This is a genomic window from Streptomyces sp. NPDC050743 (assembly GCF_044456925.1).
In the GTDB taxonomy this organism is placed as follows: Bacteria; Actinomycetota; Actinomycetes; order Streptomycetales; family Streptomycetaceae; genus Streptomyces.
In genome coordinates this window covers 22011-38473 of sequence record NZ_JBITGJ010000048.1, presented here as the reverse complement: position 1 = coordinate 38473, position 16463 = coordinate 22011, and the positions used below count along the sequence as shown (strand labels likewise).

The following is a 16463-nucleotide window of genomic DNA, read 5'->3' as shown; positions in this document are numbered from 1 at the left end:
TGGTCCCCCTCTGAAGGAGGCCTCGCGGCGGTTACCGTAAGGGACGGAACGATTCCGCCCGTGTCCGACGGGCGGACCCGGGCGAGTGAGGGGGACGCATCGTGGCGCGTCTGAGGGATGGGGCGGTCACCGCCGTGGCCGTGCTGGTCGCGGTGACCGGCTGCAAGTCCGGGCAGAGCAAGGGGACCTCCGGATCCCAGGGCGGCGGCAACGGCGCGGTCCTGGCCGCCGTCGACTCACTGGCCGTCAAGGGCCGGGCGCCGAAGACCGGTTATGCGCGGGCCCGGTTCGGCACCGCCTGGGCGGACACCGACTCCAACTCCTGCGACACCCGCGACGACATACTCAAGCGCGATCTGAAGGCCGTGAGGTTCGCCGGCGGCACCTGCAAGGTCTCCTACGGCCTGCTGGAGCCCGACCCCTACTCCGGCAAGGACATCACCTACCGGCGCGGCCGCAGCCAGGTCGACATCGACCACGTCGTCCCCCTCTCCGACGCCTGGCAGAAGGGCGCCAAGTACTGGGACGCCGGCAAGCGCATAGCCCTGGCCAACGACCCCCTCAACCTCATCGCGGTCGACGCGAGCACCAACCGCGGCAAGGGCGACGGCGACGCGGCCACCTGGCTGCCGCCCAACAAGGGGTACCGCTGCACCTATGTGGCGGCCCAGGTCGCGGTGAAGAAGAAGTACGACCTGTGGGTCACCGCCGCCGAGAAGGCCGCCATGAAGAAGGTCCTCAACGGCTGCCCCGACCAGAAACTCCCCACGGGCGGCAACCCCACCAAGGCACCGGACCGTTTCCGCGCCCGCTGAACGGGGCCGGCCTCCATGACCGTGGGCGCCTCGCTGGAGGAGTGGCGCCGCTGGAACGGGCTGCCGTTCGACACCGCGGCCGACGGCGAGGTGCCCGGCGCACCGGTCCCGGTCCGCTGCGAACCGGAGCGCGGATACGCCGTCTGCGTCGAGCCCAACGTGTGGATGCGGCACCCGCTGTAAGCGGGTGCCGCATCCACCCCCCCGGTCAGGCGGTCTTCAGGCCCTTCAGGTTGCCCAGGATCTGCGTCGTCACCTTCTTCGCGGTGGCCGCTCCGTCGTCGGTGCCCGCCGTGGACAGCACGGTGATCACGGAGTTGCCGGAACGAACCGCGATGAGCGTGGAGCCGTTCTCCCACGCGCCGCTCGTCAGCGTCATCGTGTAGGCCTCGTCCCCGAGCCCGGCCGTGGACTTCCCCGTGAGCTTCACCTTGGCGTGCGCGTCGGTGTCCGTGAAGGTGGCGCACTCGCCGGCGACCGTCTGCAGCTGCTTGAGCACCGCGCTCGCGGTGGTGCCCTGGAACGCGTCGATCTCCTGGGCCACTTCCTCGGTCTTGTCGTGGTTCACGTAGTCGTTCTGCGCGAACGACACGCCCCCCTTGAAGCCGGTCACCTGGATCCAGGACGTGCTCTCAAGCCTCGTGCAGTCCGGCTTCGCGGTGCTCCGGGCGGACGGGGAGAGGAACTGGCCGCCGCTGTCCGAGGCGCCGTCGGCCTCGGAGGTGAACCCGGCCGGGAAGACCGACGCGGGCGCCAGCGCCTTCTTCAACTGCGTGCCGGTGGCGAGATGGGCGTTCGGGTCCTTCGCCTTGGCCGGCTTGGCGCTCGCCCCGCCGGTGTCGGCGGAGGAGCCGGAGGAACAGGCGGTGAGGGCCAGCGGGAGCGCCGCGACGGCGAGCAGCGTGGCGACACGGGGGGTGAGGCGCATGACAGTCCTTCAGAGCTGGGTGTTACGGGGACGTGGGTTACGGCATGCCGTACGGCGTCCGGAACCGGTCCGGCCGCCCGGGGTCGGGCCCGGGCAGCCGGAGCCGGTGGGACAGGTTCGGTGAGCGGTGAGCGGTGAGCGGTGAGAGTGCGTGGTGCGTGGTGCACGGTACGTGGGTGCGCCGTGCGTGAGTGAGCGGTTGACGCGTGGTGCGCGGTGCGTGGCTTGGTTGAGCGGTGTTCGGTGAGCGGCGGTGGGAAGGGCCGGCTCAGGCCGCCTTCTTCCAGTCGCCGCAGCCGGTGGTCTTGAAGTAGGCGTCGCTCGGGCTGATGGTGACGACGGCCGTACCGGTCACGTTGTTGTTGGCGATGATCGAGTTCAGCCCGTGCTCGGCGTCCTTGGTGCGCTCCCAGTAGCAGGAGTCGTCGGCGTTGCCGGTCGACTTGTAGGTGCCCGGCGCGATGTCCGTGCCCACCTTGAACATGCCGCCGTCGCCGTCCATGGAGGAGGCGGGCGTGCCCTTCGACTTGGGGTCGACGGCCTCCCAGTCCTCGCAGCCGCTGGACTTGAAGATCTTGTCGGTGGGCTTGACGGTCACGTAACTCGTGCCGGTGACGTTGTCGTTCGCCAGCAGCGAGTCCATCTCGCCCTTGGCGTCCTTGGCGCGCTCCCAGTAGCACATGTCGTCGGAGTTGCCGGTCGTGCGGTACGTGCCCGGCTTCACGTCCGAGCCGACCTGGTACTCGCCGTCGCCGGCGATGGCGGCCTTCTTCTTCCCGGACGCCTGCCCGGCCCCCGAGCCCTTCTTGTCCTTGGTGCCGCCGGGGGTGTGCTCGGCGGAGGCGGAAGAGCCCTTGCCGCTGTCGCCGGAACCGCCGTCCTTGCCGTTGCCGCCGGCGTTCGCCGACACGGCGGCGATGACGACGATCCCCACGACGGCGCCCAGCGAGACCTTGGCTTTCATGCCCATGGCGAATCCCTCCCCAAAGCGGCGGCCTCCCCCTCCGGTGGCCGCTCGTTCGCTGGGTCAATAAGACCAGAGTCTGTGAACCGAGTCAACACGATTCACAGGATTGGAGGAGTACACGGCGTGAATGTGCGGATCATGTGTACGCCGGTATGCTCGGCGCACACACGGGACGAGGGGAGCGGGGCCGGTGCAGGACAACGCGACAGAGGTGACCGCGGCGGGGATCGCCCGGCTCGCCGGAGTGGGCCGGGCCGCCGTCAGCAACTGGCGCCGCCGGCACGCCGATTTCCCCAAACCGGTCGGCGGCACCGAGACCAGCCCGTCCTTCGCGCTCGCCGAGGTCGAGGCCTGGCTGCGCAAGCAGGGCAAACTCGCCGAGGTCCCGCTGCGGGAACGCGTCTGGCAGCAACTCGTCGGGCACCCCGAGGGCCCGCTGACCGCCCTGGTCCACGCGGGCTGCGCCCTGCTGCTGATCCACGAGCGCCCCACCGTCTGGCTCGACGCGAGCGCCGGCTCCGACGCGCGCCTCGCCGCGATCCTGCCGGGCGCGCTGGAACAGGTGCTGACGGCACGTTTCGGCAGCGTGCCGGGGCGTGAGGGGCGCGCCGGGGGGAGTGCGGGGGCGGGTGTGAATGAGTCCGGCGGTGCGGAGGGTGTGAACAGCGCGGCCGCCGGGCCTGGTGTGAACGCAGGCCCCATCGCATCGGGCGTGAAGTCGGATCCGTTGGTGCCCGATGTGAACCCGGACCCGAAGGCGCCGGATGTGAACCATGCGCTCCCGACCGCCGCTGTGAACCCCTCACCCACGGGCCAGGCTGTGAACACCCCACCAGCTGTTCACAACACCGCCGCCGTTCACGGCACCCCCGCAGCCGCCACCGGCTCCCCCACCTCCACCCCGGCCACCCCCACCCCCCGCACCCCCACCGGCCCCCAACTCCTTCCCTCCGCCACTCTCCTGCGCGGTGCCGCCGAGCTGGCCGCCGAGATCGGGGCGCGGCAGGCCTTCGAGTTCCTGCTGGGCCGGCACCTGGACGCCAACCCCCGCCAGTACACGCTCACCCCGGCCGAACTCGCCGGTCTCATGGCCGACCTCGCCGGCCCCGCCCGTACCGTCCTGGACCCCGCCTGCGGCACCGGCGCCCTGCTGCGAGCCGTCGACACCCGCCCCGACCAAGAGCTGTACGCCCAGGACAGCGCGCCCGGCCTGGCCGCGCTCACCGCGCTGCGGCTCGCACTGCACTCCCGGGCCGGCGTGCGCGGCGCCGCCGGCGACACCCTGCGCGCCGACGCCTACCCGGAGCTGCGCGCCGACGCGGTGCTGTGCCATCCGCCGTTCAACGAGCGCAACTGGGGCCACGACGAGCTCGCCTACGACCCACGCTGGGAGTACGGCTTCCCGGCCCGTACCGAGTCCGAACTCGCCTGGGTGCAGCACGCCCTGGCCCGGCTCGCCGACGGCGGATCCGCCGTGCTGCTCATGCCGCCGGCCGCCGCCTCCCGCCGCTCCGGGCGCCGGATCCGCGCCGACCTGCTGCGCCGGGGCGCGCTCAGGGCGGTGGCCGCGCTGCCGGTCGGGGCGGCGCCGCCGTACAACATCCCGCTGCACGTATGGGTGCTGCGCCGCCCCGAACGGACGCCGGCGTCGCCCGAGGTGCTGCTCGTGGACACCGGGAGGTTCGCCGGGGAGGGACGCGGCGGACCGGACTGGCCGGCGGTGCGGGAGGCCGTACTGGACGCCTGGCGCGCCTTCGAACGCGAGGGGCGGCTGGCGCAGCGGCCGGGGCTCGCCCGTTCCGTGCCGGTCATCGAGCTCCTCGACGACGACGTCGACCTCGCGCCCGCCCGCCATCTGCCGCCGGCCGCCGTGGCCGACGGCGCGGAGCAGCTCACGGCGGTGCGCGAGCGCCTCGGCACGACCCTGCGCCTGACCGGCGAGCTCACTCCGCCGCCCGCCGCCCCCGCGCCGGGCGCGCGCTGGCCGCTCACCACCATCGGTGAACTCGCGCGCGGGGGCGCGCTGCTGATGCGCACCGGCGGAAACGGCGGCCACGCGCGCGTGCCCGTGCTCACCGACCACGACGTCCTCGTCGGCACGGCGCCCTCCGGGGCGCTTCCGGAGAGCGAGGAGGAGGCGGTGCTGACCGAGCCGGGAGACGTCGTCGTACCGGTGCTGGGCGGCGGCTCGGTGGCGCGCGTGATCGACGACGCGACGGGGGGCGCCGCCCTGGGGCGCAACCTCGTCCTGCTGCGCCCCGATCGCACGGCGCTCGACCCGTGGTTCCTCGCCGGGTTCCTGCGCGGCACCGCGAACAACCGGCAGGCCAGCAGCTACGCCTCCACCGCGACCCGGCTCGACGTGCGCCGTCTGCAGCTGCCCCGGCTCCCGCTGGACGAACAGCGGCGCTACGGCGCACGCTTCCGCGCACTCGACGAGTTCGAGCGGGCGCTGCGCCACGCGAGCCGGCTCGGGGAACAACTCGTGCGCGGGATGTACGACGGGCTCACCGACGGCACGGTGGCGCCCGACTGACGGCGGGCCGGGGGCCGTTCGCGCCCTGGTACTGTCGCCGGCCGACGGCGTCCCGCGGGCTGTGGAGTGCTCACCGGCGGCCGTGCCGGTCGCCGGTTCGCGGTGTGGGGCGGACAACGGTTCGGTACAACAGGGACGCTTGTCCGTGTCCTTGTCGGCGTCGGGTCATATGCTCGAAGCGACAATCGGACGACCGGCGTTCTCCGCCCGACGGAGCACGCCGGTCGGACACGCACGCCCACATCAGGCATCAGGAGCAGTCATGCAAGGCCTCGGCTACCAGCCGGTGAAGCAGCCGCCGCACACCGCGTGGCTGGTTCTGCTGCGTGTGCTGTTCGTGGTGATCGGGTTCTTCAGCATCGGCCTCATGGCCTGGGCGATGCTGCTGCGGCTGGCGATCGTCACACGACGGGCGCTGGACTGGTGCCTGTTCGTCGCCGCGCTGGTCGCCGACATCCTCAGCCTGGTGCTGATAGGCACCGAGCCCGGCGACGACATCCACACCGCGGCCGGCTACTTCGGCATGTTCCTGCTGCTGGGCACGCTGGTGGGCACGATCGCGTACTACCTCGCCGCGGAAATCCGCCACTACTCGCGCTGGCAGCAGGCGTACGCGTCGCGGGCCGGGCAGGCCGGGTACGCCTATCCAGGCCCCGCGAACCCCTACACCGCGGCGACCGTCCCGACCGTGCCGATGGGCCGGGCGGGCCACGACACGCCCTTCCCGCCGGCCCCGATCGCCCCGCACACCCCGCCCCCGATGCCGCACACGCCCGTGCCCCAGCCGCCGCCGACCACCCCGCCGCCGCGGCGCCCGGCGCCCAGCCACATCGACCAGGTGCGCGCCGAACTGGACGAACTGAGCGACTATCTGCGCAAGCACGACGGGCAGCAGCACGGCCGGCCCGACGGCCATGAGGGCGGAAGGTGACCGTGGCGACAGGACGTGTCGTCGCCGGCCGGTACGAGCTGTCCACGCTCATCGGACAGGGCGGCATGGGCCAGGTGTGGACGGCGTACGACCGGCGGCTGGACCGGCGTGTGGCGGTCAAGCTGCTGCGCCCGGACAAGGTGGCGGGCCAGGAGGCGGACGAACTGCGCCGCCGGTTCATGCGCGAGTGCCGGGTGACGGCGCAGGTGGACCACCCCGGCCTGGTGACCGTGCACGACGCGGGAAGCGAGGGCGAGGAGCTGTTCCTCGTCATGCAGTACGTCGACGGCGCCGACCTGTCCGACCATCTCGCCGAGCACGATCCGTACCCGTGGCAGTGGGCGGTCGCGGTGGCCGCGCAACTGTGCGCCGTGCTGAGCGCCGTGCACGCCGTGCCGATCGTGCACCGCGACCTCAAGCCGCGCAACGTGATGGTGAAGCAGGACGGCACGGTCACCGTGCTCGACCTGGGCGTGGCGTCCGTCATGGACACCGACACCACCCGCCTGACCCACACCGGCTCCCCGATCGGCTCGCCCGCCTACATGGCGCCGGAACAGGCGATGGGCGGGGCGGTCGGCCCGTACACCGACCTGTACGCGCTCGGCGTGCTGATGCACGAACTGCTCAGCGGGGACGTGCCGTTCGCGGGTTCGACGGCGCTCGGGGTGCTGCACCGGCACCTGTACGAGCCCCCGCTGCCCGTGCGCCGTATCCGCCCCGAGGTCCCCGAGGCGCTGGAGACGCTGGTCCTGCGCCTGCTCGCCAAGGACCCGCAGCACCGGCCGGCGTCCGCGCAGGAGGTCTACGAGGACCTGGCGGCGCTCCTGCCGGCGCGCGGCATGCCCACCGGGGCGCCCTTGGACCCCACGCGCCCCTTCCTGCGCCCGCACGCCCCGTGGCCGGACCGCGCGCGGACCCCCGCGCCCCAGCCCGCCCCCGTCGCGCCGCCGCCGATGGCCGAGAAGCCCGACGTCGCCGCCGCCGTGGACGAGGTCAAGCGGCTGCTCGGGGAGGGGCGCATCACCCAGGCCGTGGACATTTTGGGCGCGATCCTGCCCGCCGCCGCCGAGCAGCACGGCGAGCACTCCCCGGTCGTGCGCACCCTGCGCAAGCAGTACGCGGCCACGCTCATGGACGACGGCCAGTACCGGCGCGCGCTGCCCGAACTGCGCCGCCTCGCCGACGAACGCGCCGCCGAGGCCGGCCAGGCCGACCCGCAGTCCCTGCGCTACCGCTACGAGGCCGCGCAGTGCCTGGAGCAGCTGGGCCAGCCGGCGGCGGCGCTCGCCGAGTACCGCGCGCTGCTGCCGTACTACGAGAACCAGTACGTCTCCGGCGACCCGCAGCTCGCCCACGACGTCCGCCGGCGCATCGGCCATCTGCTGCTCGCCCTCGGCGACCGGCCCTCCGCCCTCGACACCCTCGCCCGGCTGCTGATGGACGTGGAACGGCTGCACGGCCCCGGCTATCCGATGGCCATGGAGATCCGGCGCACCCTGCAATGGCTGGGGCAGGTGCGCGGTTGACCATGCCGCTGCCCGGGAGGGTCCTGTGAACTCCCGTGGCGCGGCGACGGCATCGGTATCGCCGTCGGACACGTGCCGGGGACGGAAGTCACGTGCGCCGAGCCCTCGGCGGCGGCGCGACGGTGCCCGAAGCGCGCGCGAATCGTTGGTCGAATGGGTTGGCCCAGGCCTCCCCACTGCCTAACATCGATCACCGCAAGACTTTGTGCACCGCCGCACAATCTCCCCTTGGAGGTTTCCTTGCACCGCCGCCGTCGCACCGCGCTCGTCCTCACCGCCGCGATCGCCGCCGCGGCACCCCTGCTGACCGCCTGCGGAAACAACGCCCACCCGGGCGCCGCGGCCGTCGTGGGAGGACAGCGGATCACCGTCGCGCAGCTGGAGAGCCGGGTCGACGAGGTCCGCAGGGCACAGCGGGCCGCGGTGCCGGACGAGACCCAGTACCAGCAGGTCCTGGCTTCCACCAGCAGCCTCACCCGGGACACCCTGCACAACATGGTCCTCGACCGGGTGCTGCACCGTGCCGCGCGGGACGCGGGCATCACGGTCAGCCGCGAGGAGGTCCAGCAGATGCGCGCGGGGCTTGAGCAGCAGGCAGGCGGCCTCAAGGGGCTGCAGATCGCCTGGCTGCAGAAGTACGGCATCGCCCCGGCCCGCCTCGACGACAACCTCCGGCTCCAGCTGGAGGCGCAGAAGCTGGCCAGGCAGCTCGGCACCGACACCAGCCAGCCCGCCTTCTGGAAGGCGCTGTCCAAGGCGTCCCAGGAACTCCACATCGACCTCAACCCGCGCTACGGCAGCTGGGACGTGCAGAAGAGCAGCCGCGTGGACGCCAAGACGCCGTGGGTACGGGAGGTCACGACGGCGTCGGGCGGGCAGCCGGTGACGGCGTAGCGAGCGGCCCGGCCGGGCGCCGGAACGGTACGGCGGGGGACCGGCCGGGTTCGGGCAACCGACCGAGTTGCGGTCGTACGATCACACGATCGTCCCCGCCCTGTGGATAACCAAATCCGCTCCTCGCCGCCGTGGGTTACGTTCGGATCGTGAACGCATCCAGCTCCGACCTCACCCCCGCCGCCGACCCCGGTCGCATCGTCCTGCTCACCACCAGCCACCGTGTCGCGCCCGGCCTGCTGTCCTGGCCCGCCTGGCAGGCCCTGCGCGCCGCCGACGCCGTGCTGTGCGCGGACGCAGCCCATCCGCAGCTGCCGTATCTGCGCGAGGCCGGCATAGCGGTGGCTCAGGCGTCCCCCACCGCGCAGGAGCTCGTCGACACCTGCGCCGGCGGGCGGACGGTGGTGGTCGTGGCCACCGGTGAGGGCGAGCCCGCGCTCACTGACGGCCTGGCCCGGCTGGCCGGCTCCGGCCGCGTCGCGATGCCCGAGCTGGAACTGCTCCCGGCCTCCTACGACCTGCCCGGCGCCCGTCTGCTGGACCTCGTGCAGGTCATGGACCGCATCCGCGCCGAATGCCCCTGGTCGTCCCGGCAGACCCACCAGGGCCTCACCAAGTACGGCATCGAGGAGGCGTACGAACTGGTCGAGGCGATCGAGGCCGGTGATCGCGAGGAGCTGCGCGAGGAGCTGGGCGACGTCCTGCTCCAGGTCGTCTTCCACTCCCGGATCGCCGAGGAGCACCCGGAGACGCCGTTCTCCGTCGACGACGTGGCCGGCGGCATCGTCGCCAAGCTCGTCCACCGGCACCCGCATGTCTTCGGCGACGAGAAGGCCGAGACACCGGAGGACGTCAAGGCGCACTGGCTGCGCACCAAGGCCGAGGAGAAGCGGCGCACCTCGGTCACGGAGGGCGTCCCGCTCGGCCAGCCCGGCCTGGCCCTCGCCGCGAAGCTCGCCTCCCGCGCGCGTACGGCGGGCCTCGACGTGCCGCTCCCCGAGGGCGAGGGCGTCGGCTACCAGCTGCTGGCCCTGGCGGCCCGCGCCGAGACGGAGGGCGTCGACCCGGAGGCCGCCCTGCGCGCTGCGGCGCGCGCGTACCGGGACGCCATCCGCGAGGCGGAGGGAGTCGCCCCCGAGGCGATACCCACGGCTTCCGGCGGCCACCGGGACGCGGAGGCCCACCCGGATCCGGATACGGTCGGAGAGTGACCGACCAGCCTCACCCCCAGTCCGCCCCCGACCCGGCCCCGGATTCCGCTCCCGCCCTGTTCACCTGGGAGTTCGCCACCGACCCCTACCCCGCGTACGCCTGGCTGCGCGAGCACGCGCCGGTGCACCGGACGCGGTTGCCCAGCGGTGTCGAGGCCTGGCTGGTCACCCGGTACGCCGATGCCAGGCAGGCCCTCGCCGACCAGCGGCTGAGCAAGAACCCGGCGCATCACGACGAGCCCGCGCACGCCAAGGGCAAGACCGGCATCCCCGGCGAGCGCAAGGCCGAGCTGATGACCCATCTGCTGAACATCGACCCGCCGGACCACACCCGGCTGCGCCGGCTGGTCAGCAAGGCGTTCACCCCGCGCCGGGTCGCCGAGTTCGCGCCCCGGGTGCAGGAGCTGACCGACCACCTCATCGACCGGTTCGCGGCGCGGGGATCCGCCGACCTCATCCACGAGTTCGCCTTCCCGCTGCCCATCTACGCCATCTGCGACCTGCTCGGCGTCCCGCGCGAGGACCAGGACGACTTCCGGGACTGGGCGGGCATGATGATCCGGCACGGTGGAGGGCCGCGGGGCGGGGTCGCCCGGTCGGTGAAGAAGATGCGCGGCTACCTCGCCGAGCTGATCCACAAGAAGCGCGAGGCGCTGCCCGCCGAGCCCGCGCCCGGCGAGGACCTCATCTCCGGTCTCATCCGCGCCTCCGACCACGGCGAGCACCTCACCGAGAACGAGGCCGCGGCGATGGCCTTCATCCTGCTGTTCGCCGGCTTCGAGACCACCGTGAACCTGATCGGCAACGGCACCTACGCCCTGCTCACCCATCCCGAGGAGCGCGAGCGCCTCCAAGGCTCCCTGGCAAGGAGGGAAAGGGATCTGCTGGAGACCGCAGTGGAGGAACTCCTGCGCTACGACGGCCCGGTGGAGCTGGCCACCTGGCGGTTCGCCACCGAGCCGCTCGGCATCGGCGGACAGGACATCGCGCCGGGGGACCCGGTCCTCGTGGTGCTCGCGGCGGCGGACCGGGACCCGGAACGGTTCGCCGACCCGGACGTGCTGGACCTCGCCCGCCGCGACAACCAGCACCTCGGCTACGGCCACGGCATCCACTACTGCCTCGGCGCGCCCCTCGCCCGGCTGGAGGGCCAGACCGCGCTCGCCACCCTGCTCACCCGCCTGCCCGACCTGCGGCTCGCCGCCGATCCGGCCGACCTGCGGTGGCGCGGCGGGCTCATCATGCGGGGTCTGCGCACCCTGCCCGTGGAGTTCACGCCGGTCCGGGCGGGAAGCGGCGGTCAGTAGTCCAGGCCGGCGAACCAGTCGCCGCGGCCGCCCGGCGTCAGGTCGAGCAGGTGCCAGACGGGGTTGAGGAGGTCGATGCCGCGCTGGTCGATGTCCTCGGACATGCGCGGGTGGGCGGAGTAGAAGTGGCGGACCGTGCCGTCCGCGTCCCGGGTGAAGACGGAGACGGTGGAGTCCTGCGCACCGTCCTGGTCCTCGCTGCCCAGGTCGTACTTGAAGGTGCTGTCCCCGGCGCTCAGCAGACGCAGCCGGGACCAGCCGCGGGCGCGGGCGTGCCGGCGAAGGGTGGGCGGGTCGGCGGCCGCGAGGACGACCAGGTCGGCGTTCTGGGCGACGTGGTGGGCGACGCCGTTGAAGCCGTCGATCCACAGGGTGCACATCGGGCACGGGTCGGTCTGCCGTTTGCCGTACATGAACTGGTAGACGATCAACGGCCGGCCGGGGCCGGTGAACAGTTCGCTCAGCCTGACCTCGCGGACGGGCGTGTCGCCCGCGTCGAGGTCGGCGGGGCCTTCGAGGAAGACGTAGTCGTCGACCTCGGCGCCTTGCGGGAGCGCCCGGCGCAGGGCCGCGACCCTCTCGCGGTGGCGCATGAGTTCGATCTCGGCGTCGCGGAGTTCCTCGCGTGCGGCGAGGTAGTCCGCGGACTCGCCGGACAGCCGGGTGTGCCGCGCCATCGTGTCCTCCTGGACGGGAAGCCCCCGGGGTCATGTCGAGTCCATGGTCGCGGCCGCCCCGCGCGCAGGGCGTGAGGCGTTGCCGTTCCCGACGGGTGACAAAGCGGGCAGGAGGGGACGATCGGCCGCCGCACAGCAGGAGATGACAAACATTCAACACTGTGATCTTCACGTGATCTGCGCGGCATGAACTTGTGACAAGTGATCGTCTGCCGATACGTTCACCCATCAGCGTGGCGAGAGGCACTGCATCGCCCGCCGGTTTTGCTGTCGCACGAAAGGCTTCCGCATGCTCTCCGGGAACGGTCGTCACCGTCGCCCCCGTCAGGCTCCGGCCCTCCTCGTCGCGGCCGGGGTGACCGGCTCCGCCATCGCCATCCCGCTGCTCGGCGCCGCGAGCGCCAACGCGGCCGACGGCACCACGTGGGACAAGGTCGCCGAGTGCGAGAGCGGCGGCTCTTGGAGCGCGGACAGCGGAAACGGCTACTACGGCGGTCTGCAGATCTCGCAGGAGGACTGGGACGAGTACGGCGGCACGCAGTACGCCGAGAGCGCCGACCAGGCCAGCCGCTCGCAGCAGATAGCCGTCGCCGAGAAGATCCTCGCCGACCAGGGCACCAAGCCGTGGGCCATGTGCGCGCTGACCGCCGGGCTGACCTCCCACTCCGGTTCGGTCGACGTCGACCCCGGCGTCGGCGGCTCCGGCGGCGGCGGTGCTTCGGGTGACGCGTCCGGCTCGGCCGGCCACTCCGGCTCGTCCGGTCTGTCGGATTCGTCCTCCTCGGACTCCGGTTCCGGCTCCAACTCCGGCTCGGACTCCACCGGCTCGTCCTCCGACGAGAGCACCGGGCCGACCCCGGGTGCGGGCAAGCACGCCACCGAAACCCCGGACGGCACCGGCGACTCGACCGGGACCAGCGCGCCCAAGTCCGACAAGACTGACAAGTCCGGCTCGCACGACGGCGGAGGTTCACAGGAAGGCGACAGCTCTCCCACAGCAACCCCGAGCGCCGACAACCCGGACAATTACCAGCAGAGTGCCGGTTCCTGGAGCCTGGTCGACACCGGCGCACTCGGCAGTGGCGGACGTCACCGCGGCGAGAGCGCGGACGAAAGCGTGACAACCGGTCAGAACGCCACACCTTCCGGCCGTCACGCCGGCCGCGGACCGGACACCTACACCGTCCGCGAGGGCGACTCCCTCGCCTCCATCGCCGACTCCCTTGACGTCGACGGCGGGTGGCATGCGCTCTACGCCGCCAACAAGAAGGCCATCGGCGCCGACCCGGACCACATCGCCGCCGGTCAGACCCTGGAAGTCCATGGCGAAAACGGCGACGGCTAGCGGGAATTGACGCCCCACTTCGCGGCTGATGTCCGGTTTGGTGAAAGTGTGGGATGAGTCTCAGAAGCCCTGATCGTCTTTGAAAATCCGACGATCGCATGTCTACGGTCAGGACCGCTCGTCACCACGAGCCCCGGCAGCCGCAACGCCGAATCCTGCCAGCGGATGCCCGGGAACAGTCGTCGCGTCAAGCGCCGTAGGCAGGAGCGGGGGACCCAAGGTAAGCGCCGGGCCCAGCGGTTGACGCTGGACCGGCTTGGGGTGAAGCCGCGCCTCGGATGACGAGTGCGCGGCCGGGCAACTCAACCGGCCCGAACCCGACAGCTCACCTCGCAGGCGTCGGTGAGGGGATCGATCCATGCTGTTCTCCGGCAAGGGCACGCACCGTCGCCCGTCCAAGGCCGTTCGCGCCATCACGCTCACCGGTGTCGCCGGCGCCGCCGTCGCCGCCCCGCTGATGGTGGCCGGCAACGCCTCCGCCGCCACCGCCTCCGAGTGGGACAAGGTCGCCCAGTGCGAGTCGGGCGGCAACTGGTCCATCAACACCGGCAACGGCTTCTACGGCGGCCTGCAGTTCACCAACTCCACCTGGGCCGCGTACGGCGGCACCGCCTACGCCGCGCGTGCCGACCTCGCCACCAAGGCGCAGCAGATCGCCGTCGCCGAGAAGGTCCTCGCGGGCCAGGGCAAGGGCGCCTGGCCGGTGTGCGGCACGGGCCTGTCGAGCACGCCGTACAGCGGCTCCGCCCCGGCGGCCGCCAAGAGCACCACCACCAAGAGCACCACCAAGAGCACCGCCACCCGCTCCACCGGCCAGGCCGCCACCCGCTCCACCACGCGCACGGCCCCGTCGGCGAGCAAGACCGTCACCACCCCGACCGGCAAGAAGGTCGAGAAGGGCGACGGCGAGTACAAGGTCGTCAAGGGCGACACCCTCAGCGCCATCGCCGAGAAGCACCACGTGGCCGGCGGCTGGCAGAAGCTGTTCAAGCTGAACAAGGACATCGTCCAGGACGCCGACCTCATCTACCCGGGCCAGCAGCTGCACCTGAAGTGACACCTGGCTCCGTACGGGCTCACAGTGCCCTCACATCCCCGGCCCGCATGCTGAGGGCCTCGTGAGGGCCACCCCCGTCCCCACGGGCTCCCCGCCCCGGCGCGTGTTCCCCCGTACGCGCCGGGGCGGGGTCTTTCGTTTCCCCACTCTTCAGCAGGGGCTCACCGGCAGCCCCCTTTGTTCCGTGGGTGAACAATAGGTACCGTCTGCGTGTCTCTCCTGTCCACGGGACGGTCGGTCGGTGGCCGACGCCCCGGGGACGGTTAGGCTCTAGTCGCAAGGCACAGCCGTAAGGCAGACAGCCCCGCACTTCCAGCGTCACATCCAAGAAGGAGATGCTCGTGCCGTCCATCGACGTCGTCGTAGCCCGGGAAATCCTGGACTCCCGAGGCAACCCCACGGTCGAGGTCGAGGTCGGCCTCGACGACGGCAGCACGGGTCGTGCCGCCGTCCCGTCCGGCGCCTCCACCGGTGCCTTCGAGGCCATCGAGCTCCGCGACGGCGACCCGAACCGCTACCAGGGCAAGGGCGTCGAGAAGGCCGTCCTCGCCGTCATCGAGCAGATCGGCCCGGAGCTGGTCGGCTACGACGCCACCGAGCAGCGCCTGATCGACCAGGCCATGTTCGACCTGGACGCCACCGACAACAAGGGCTCCCTCGGCGCCAACGCCATCCTCGGCGTCTCCCTCGCCGTCGCCCACGCCGCCTCCGAGGCGTCCGACCTCCCCCTCTTCCGCTACCTGGGCGGCCCCAACGCGCACCTGCTGCCGGTGCCGATGATGAACATCCTGAACGGCGGCTCGCACGCGGACTCCAACGTGGACATCCAGGAGTTCATGATCGCCCCGATCGGCGCGGAGTCCTTCTCCGAGGCCCTGCGCTGGGGCGCCGAGGTCTACCACACCCTCAAGTCCGTCCTGAAGTCCAAGGGCCTGTCCACCGGCCTCGGCGACGAGGGCGGCTTCGCCCCGAACCTGGGCTCCAACCGTGACGCCCTGGACCTGATCCTCGAAGCGATCAAGCAGGCCGGGTACGTCCCCGGCGACCAGATCGCCCTCGCGCTCGACGTGGCCGCCTCCGAGTTCTACAAGGACGGCAAGTACCTCTTCGAGGGCAAGGAGCGCTCCGCCGCCGAGATGACGGAGTACTACGAGGAGCTCGTGGCGGCCTACCCGCTCGTCTCCATCGAGGACCCGCTGTTCGAGGACGACTGGGCCGGCTGGAAGGTCATCACCGACCGTCTCGGCGACAAGGTCCAGCTGGTCGGCGACGACCTGTTCGTCACCAACCCCGAGCGCCTCGCCCGCGGCATCGAGGAGGGCACCGCCAACGCCCTGCTGGTCAAGGTCAACCAGATCGGCTCGCTGACCGAGACCCTGGACGCCGTCGAGCTGGCCCAGCGCAACGGCTTCAAGTGCATGATGTCCCACCGCTCCGGCGAGACCGAGGACGTCACCATCGCCGACCTCGCCGTCGCCACCAACTGCGGCCAGATCAAGACCGGCGCCCCGGCCCGCTCCGAGCGCGTCGCCAAGTACAACCAGCTGCTGCGCATCGAGGAGATCCTCGACGACGCCGCGGTGTACGCCGGCCGCAGCGCGTTCCCGCGCTTCAAGGGCAACCACGAGATCTCCAAGGGCTGAGCCAACCCGGGCTAAGTCTTAGCCAGTCGTACGTACGTCCCCGTACCCGGTCCCGTACCGTGTCCGGGGACGTACGCACGTGTGAAGCACACCGGCAAGGGGAGGCGGGAGAAGCCAGATGGCCGTGAAGGACCGGGACCGTTTCTCCACCGCGACCAGGCTGCGGCTGCTCGGCGAGCAGACGGCGGCCCGCGTGTACCGCTCCCAGACCAGGCGCCAGGCCCGCCGCTCCCGCCTCACCGGCCGCGCGGCGCTGCTCGCGCTGGTGCTGTGCTCGCTGATCGTCGCGCTCGCCTATCCGATGCGCCAGTACGTCTCCCAGCGCGCGCAGATCTCCGACCTCCAGCGGCAGCAGGAGCAGGCCCGCAAACGGGTCGAGCAGCTGCGCGACCTCAAGGCGCGCTGGCAGGACGACTCCTACGCCGAGCAGCAGATCCGGCGCCGGCTGCACTATGTGATGCCCGGGGAGACCGGGTACGTGGTGATCGACCCGGGCGCGGCCAAGCAGTCCCGCGCCGACCTCGGGGCCGCCCGCCGGCCCTGGTACGCGAACGTCTGGGACGGCGTCGACAAGTCCGACGCCTCCGACCAGTGAACTGACAGAAAGTCTCCGATAAGCAGTC

Annotated in this window: 14 protein-coding genes, 1 pseudogene and 1 riboswitch; of the genes and pseudogenes, 12 read left to right on the top strand and 3 right to left on the bottom strand. The window is 71.9% G+C overall.

Features of this window, described 5'->3' with window-relative positions:
* The first annotated feature begins 101 nt into the window (after window positions 1-101).
* Window positions 102-815 (top strand): HNH endonuclease family protein, encoded by a 714-nt coding sequence (locus ACIBJF_RS33425; RefSeq protein WP_399179377.1) that lies wholly within the window; start codon window positions 102-104, stop codon window positions 813-815.
* Window positions 816-821: 6 nt separating this feature from the next.
* Window positions 822-998: pseudogene (locus tag ACIBJF_RS33420) on the top strand (N-acetyltransferase); the annotation flags it as partial.
* A 25-nt stretch (window positions 999-1023) separates the two neighbouring features.
* Here the strand turns inward: ACIBJF_RS33420 and ACIBJF_RS33415 are convergent.
* Both ACIBJF_RS33415 and ACIBJF_RS33410 read right to left on the bottom strand, forming a co-directional pair.
* Entirely contained in the window at window positions 1024-1743 is a 720-nt protein-coding gene (locus tag ACIBJF_RS33415; protein ID WP_399179375.1) for a hypothetical protein, read from the bottom strand.
* A gap of 268 nt (window positions 1744-2011) precedes the next feature.
* Window positions 2012-2713, bottom strand: coding sequence for a hypothetical protein (locus tag ACIBJF_RS33410; protein ID WP_399179373.1), 702 nt, complete (start codon window positions 2711-2713; stop codon window positions 2012-2014).
* 187 nt (window positions 2714-2900) lie between these two features.
* On the opposite strand from ACIBJF_RS33410, the gene ACIBJF_RS33405 reads away from it, so the two are divergent.
* The 6 genes from ACIBJF_RS33405 to ACIBJF_RS33380 all read left to right on the top strand — a co-directional run bounded on the left by ACIBJF_RS33405 (window position 2901) and on the right by ACIBJF_RS33380 (window position 11118).
* Window positions 2901-5246: an N-6 DNA methylase gene (locus ACIBJF_RS33405; protein WP_399179372.1), complete on the top strand. Its 2346-nt coding sequence runs from the start codon at window positions 2901-2903 to the stop codon at window positions 5244-5246.
* A gap of 262 nt (window positions 5247-5508) precedes the next feature.
* Window positions 5509-6177, top strand: a complete 669-nt coding sequence (locus ACIBJF_RS33400) for a hypothetical protein (RefSeq protein ID WP_399179370.1) — start codon at window positions 5509-5511, stop codon at window positions 6175-6177.
* 38 nt (window positions 6178-6215) lie between these two features.
* Entirely contained in the window at window positions 6216-7706 is a 1491-nt protein-coding gene (locus ACIBJF_RS33395; protein ID WP_399179418.1) for a protein kinase, read from the top strand.
* A gap of 240 nt (window positions 7707-7946) precedes the next feature.
* Window positions 7947-8600, top strand: a complete 654-nt coding sequence (locus ACIBJF_RS33390) for a SurA N-terminal domain-containing protein (protein WP_399179416.1) — start codon at window positions 7947-7949, stop codon at window positions 8598-8600.
* 149 nt (window positions 8601-8749) lie between these two features.
* On the top strand, window positions 8750-9811 hold the full coding sequence (locus tag ACIBJF_RS33385; RefSeq protein ID WP_399179368.1) for a nucleoside triphosphate pyrophosphohydrolase: 1062 nt from the start codon (window positions 8750-8752) through the stop codon (window positions 9809-9811).
* Window positions 9808-11118, top strand: coding sequence for a cytochrome P450 (locus ACIBJF_RS33380; RefSeq protein ID WP_399179366.1), 1311 nt, complete (start codon window positions 9808-9810; stop codon window positions 11116-11118). The genes ACIBJF_RS33385 and ACIBJF_RS33380 overlap by 4 nt, the downstream gene beginning before the upstream one ends.
* Here ACIBJF_RS33380 and ACIBJF_RS33375 read toward each other — a convergent pair.
* Entirely contained in the window at window positions 11112-11795 is a 684-nt protein-coding gene (locus ACIBJF_RS33375) for a DUF899 family protein (protein ID WP_399179364.1), read from the bottom strand. The genes ACIBJF_RS33380 and ACIBJF_RS33375 overlap by 7 nt on opposite strands.
* A 289-nt stretch (window positions 11796-12084) precedes the next feature.
* Here ACIBJF_RS33375 and ACIBJF_RS33370 point away from each other — a divergent pair, with 289 nt between their 5' ends.
* The 4 genes from ACIBJF_RS33370 to ACIBJF_RS33355 all read left to right on the top strand — a co-directional run bounded on the left by ACIBJF_RS33370 (window position 12085) and on the right by ACIBJF_RS33355 (window position 16435).
* Window positions 12085-13140 (top strand): transglycosylase family protein, encoded by a 1056-nt coding sequence (locus ACIBJF_RS33370; protein WP_399179362.1) that lies wholly within the window; start codon window positions 12085-12087, stop codon window positions 13138-13140.
* Window positions 13141-13322: 182 nt separating this feature from the next.
* Window positions 13323-13494: riboswitch (cyclic di-AMP (ydaO/yuaA leader) on the top strand.
* A gap of 4 nt (window positions 13495-13498) precedes the next feature.
* The gene (locus tag ACIBJF_RS33365) at window positions 13499-14197 is read left to right on the top strand and encodes a transglycosylase family protein (protein ID WP_399179360.1); all 699 of its coding nucleotides are present in this window, start codon (window positions 13499-13501) and stop codon (window positions 14195-14197) included.
* Window positions 14198-14532: 335 nt separating this feature from the next.
* On the top strand, window positions 14533-15840 hold the full coding sequence (gene eno / locus ACIBJF_RS33360) for a phosphopyruvate hydratase (protein ID WP_351807373.1): 1308 nt from the start codon (window positions 14533-14535) through the stop codon (window positions 15838-15840).
* Window positions 15841-15958: 118 nt separating this feature from the next.
* Window positions 15959-16435 carry a septum formation initiator family protein gene (locus tag ACIBJF_RS33355; RefSeq protein ID WP_365330918.1) on the top strand — a complete coding sequence of 159 codons (477 nt, stop codon included), beginning with the start codon at window positions 15959-15961 and terminating at the stop codon, window positions 16433-16435.
* Window positions 16436-16463: the final 28 nt, after the last annotated feature.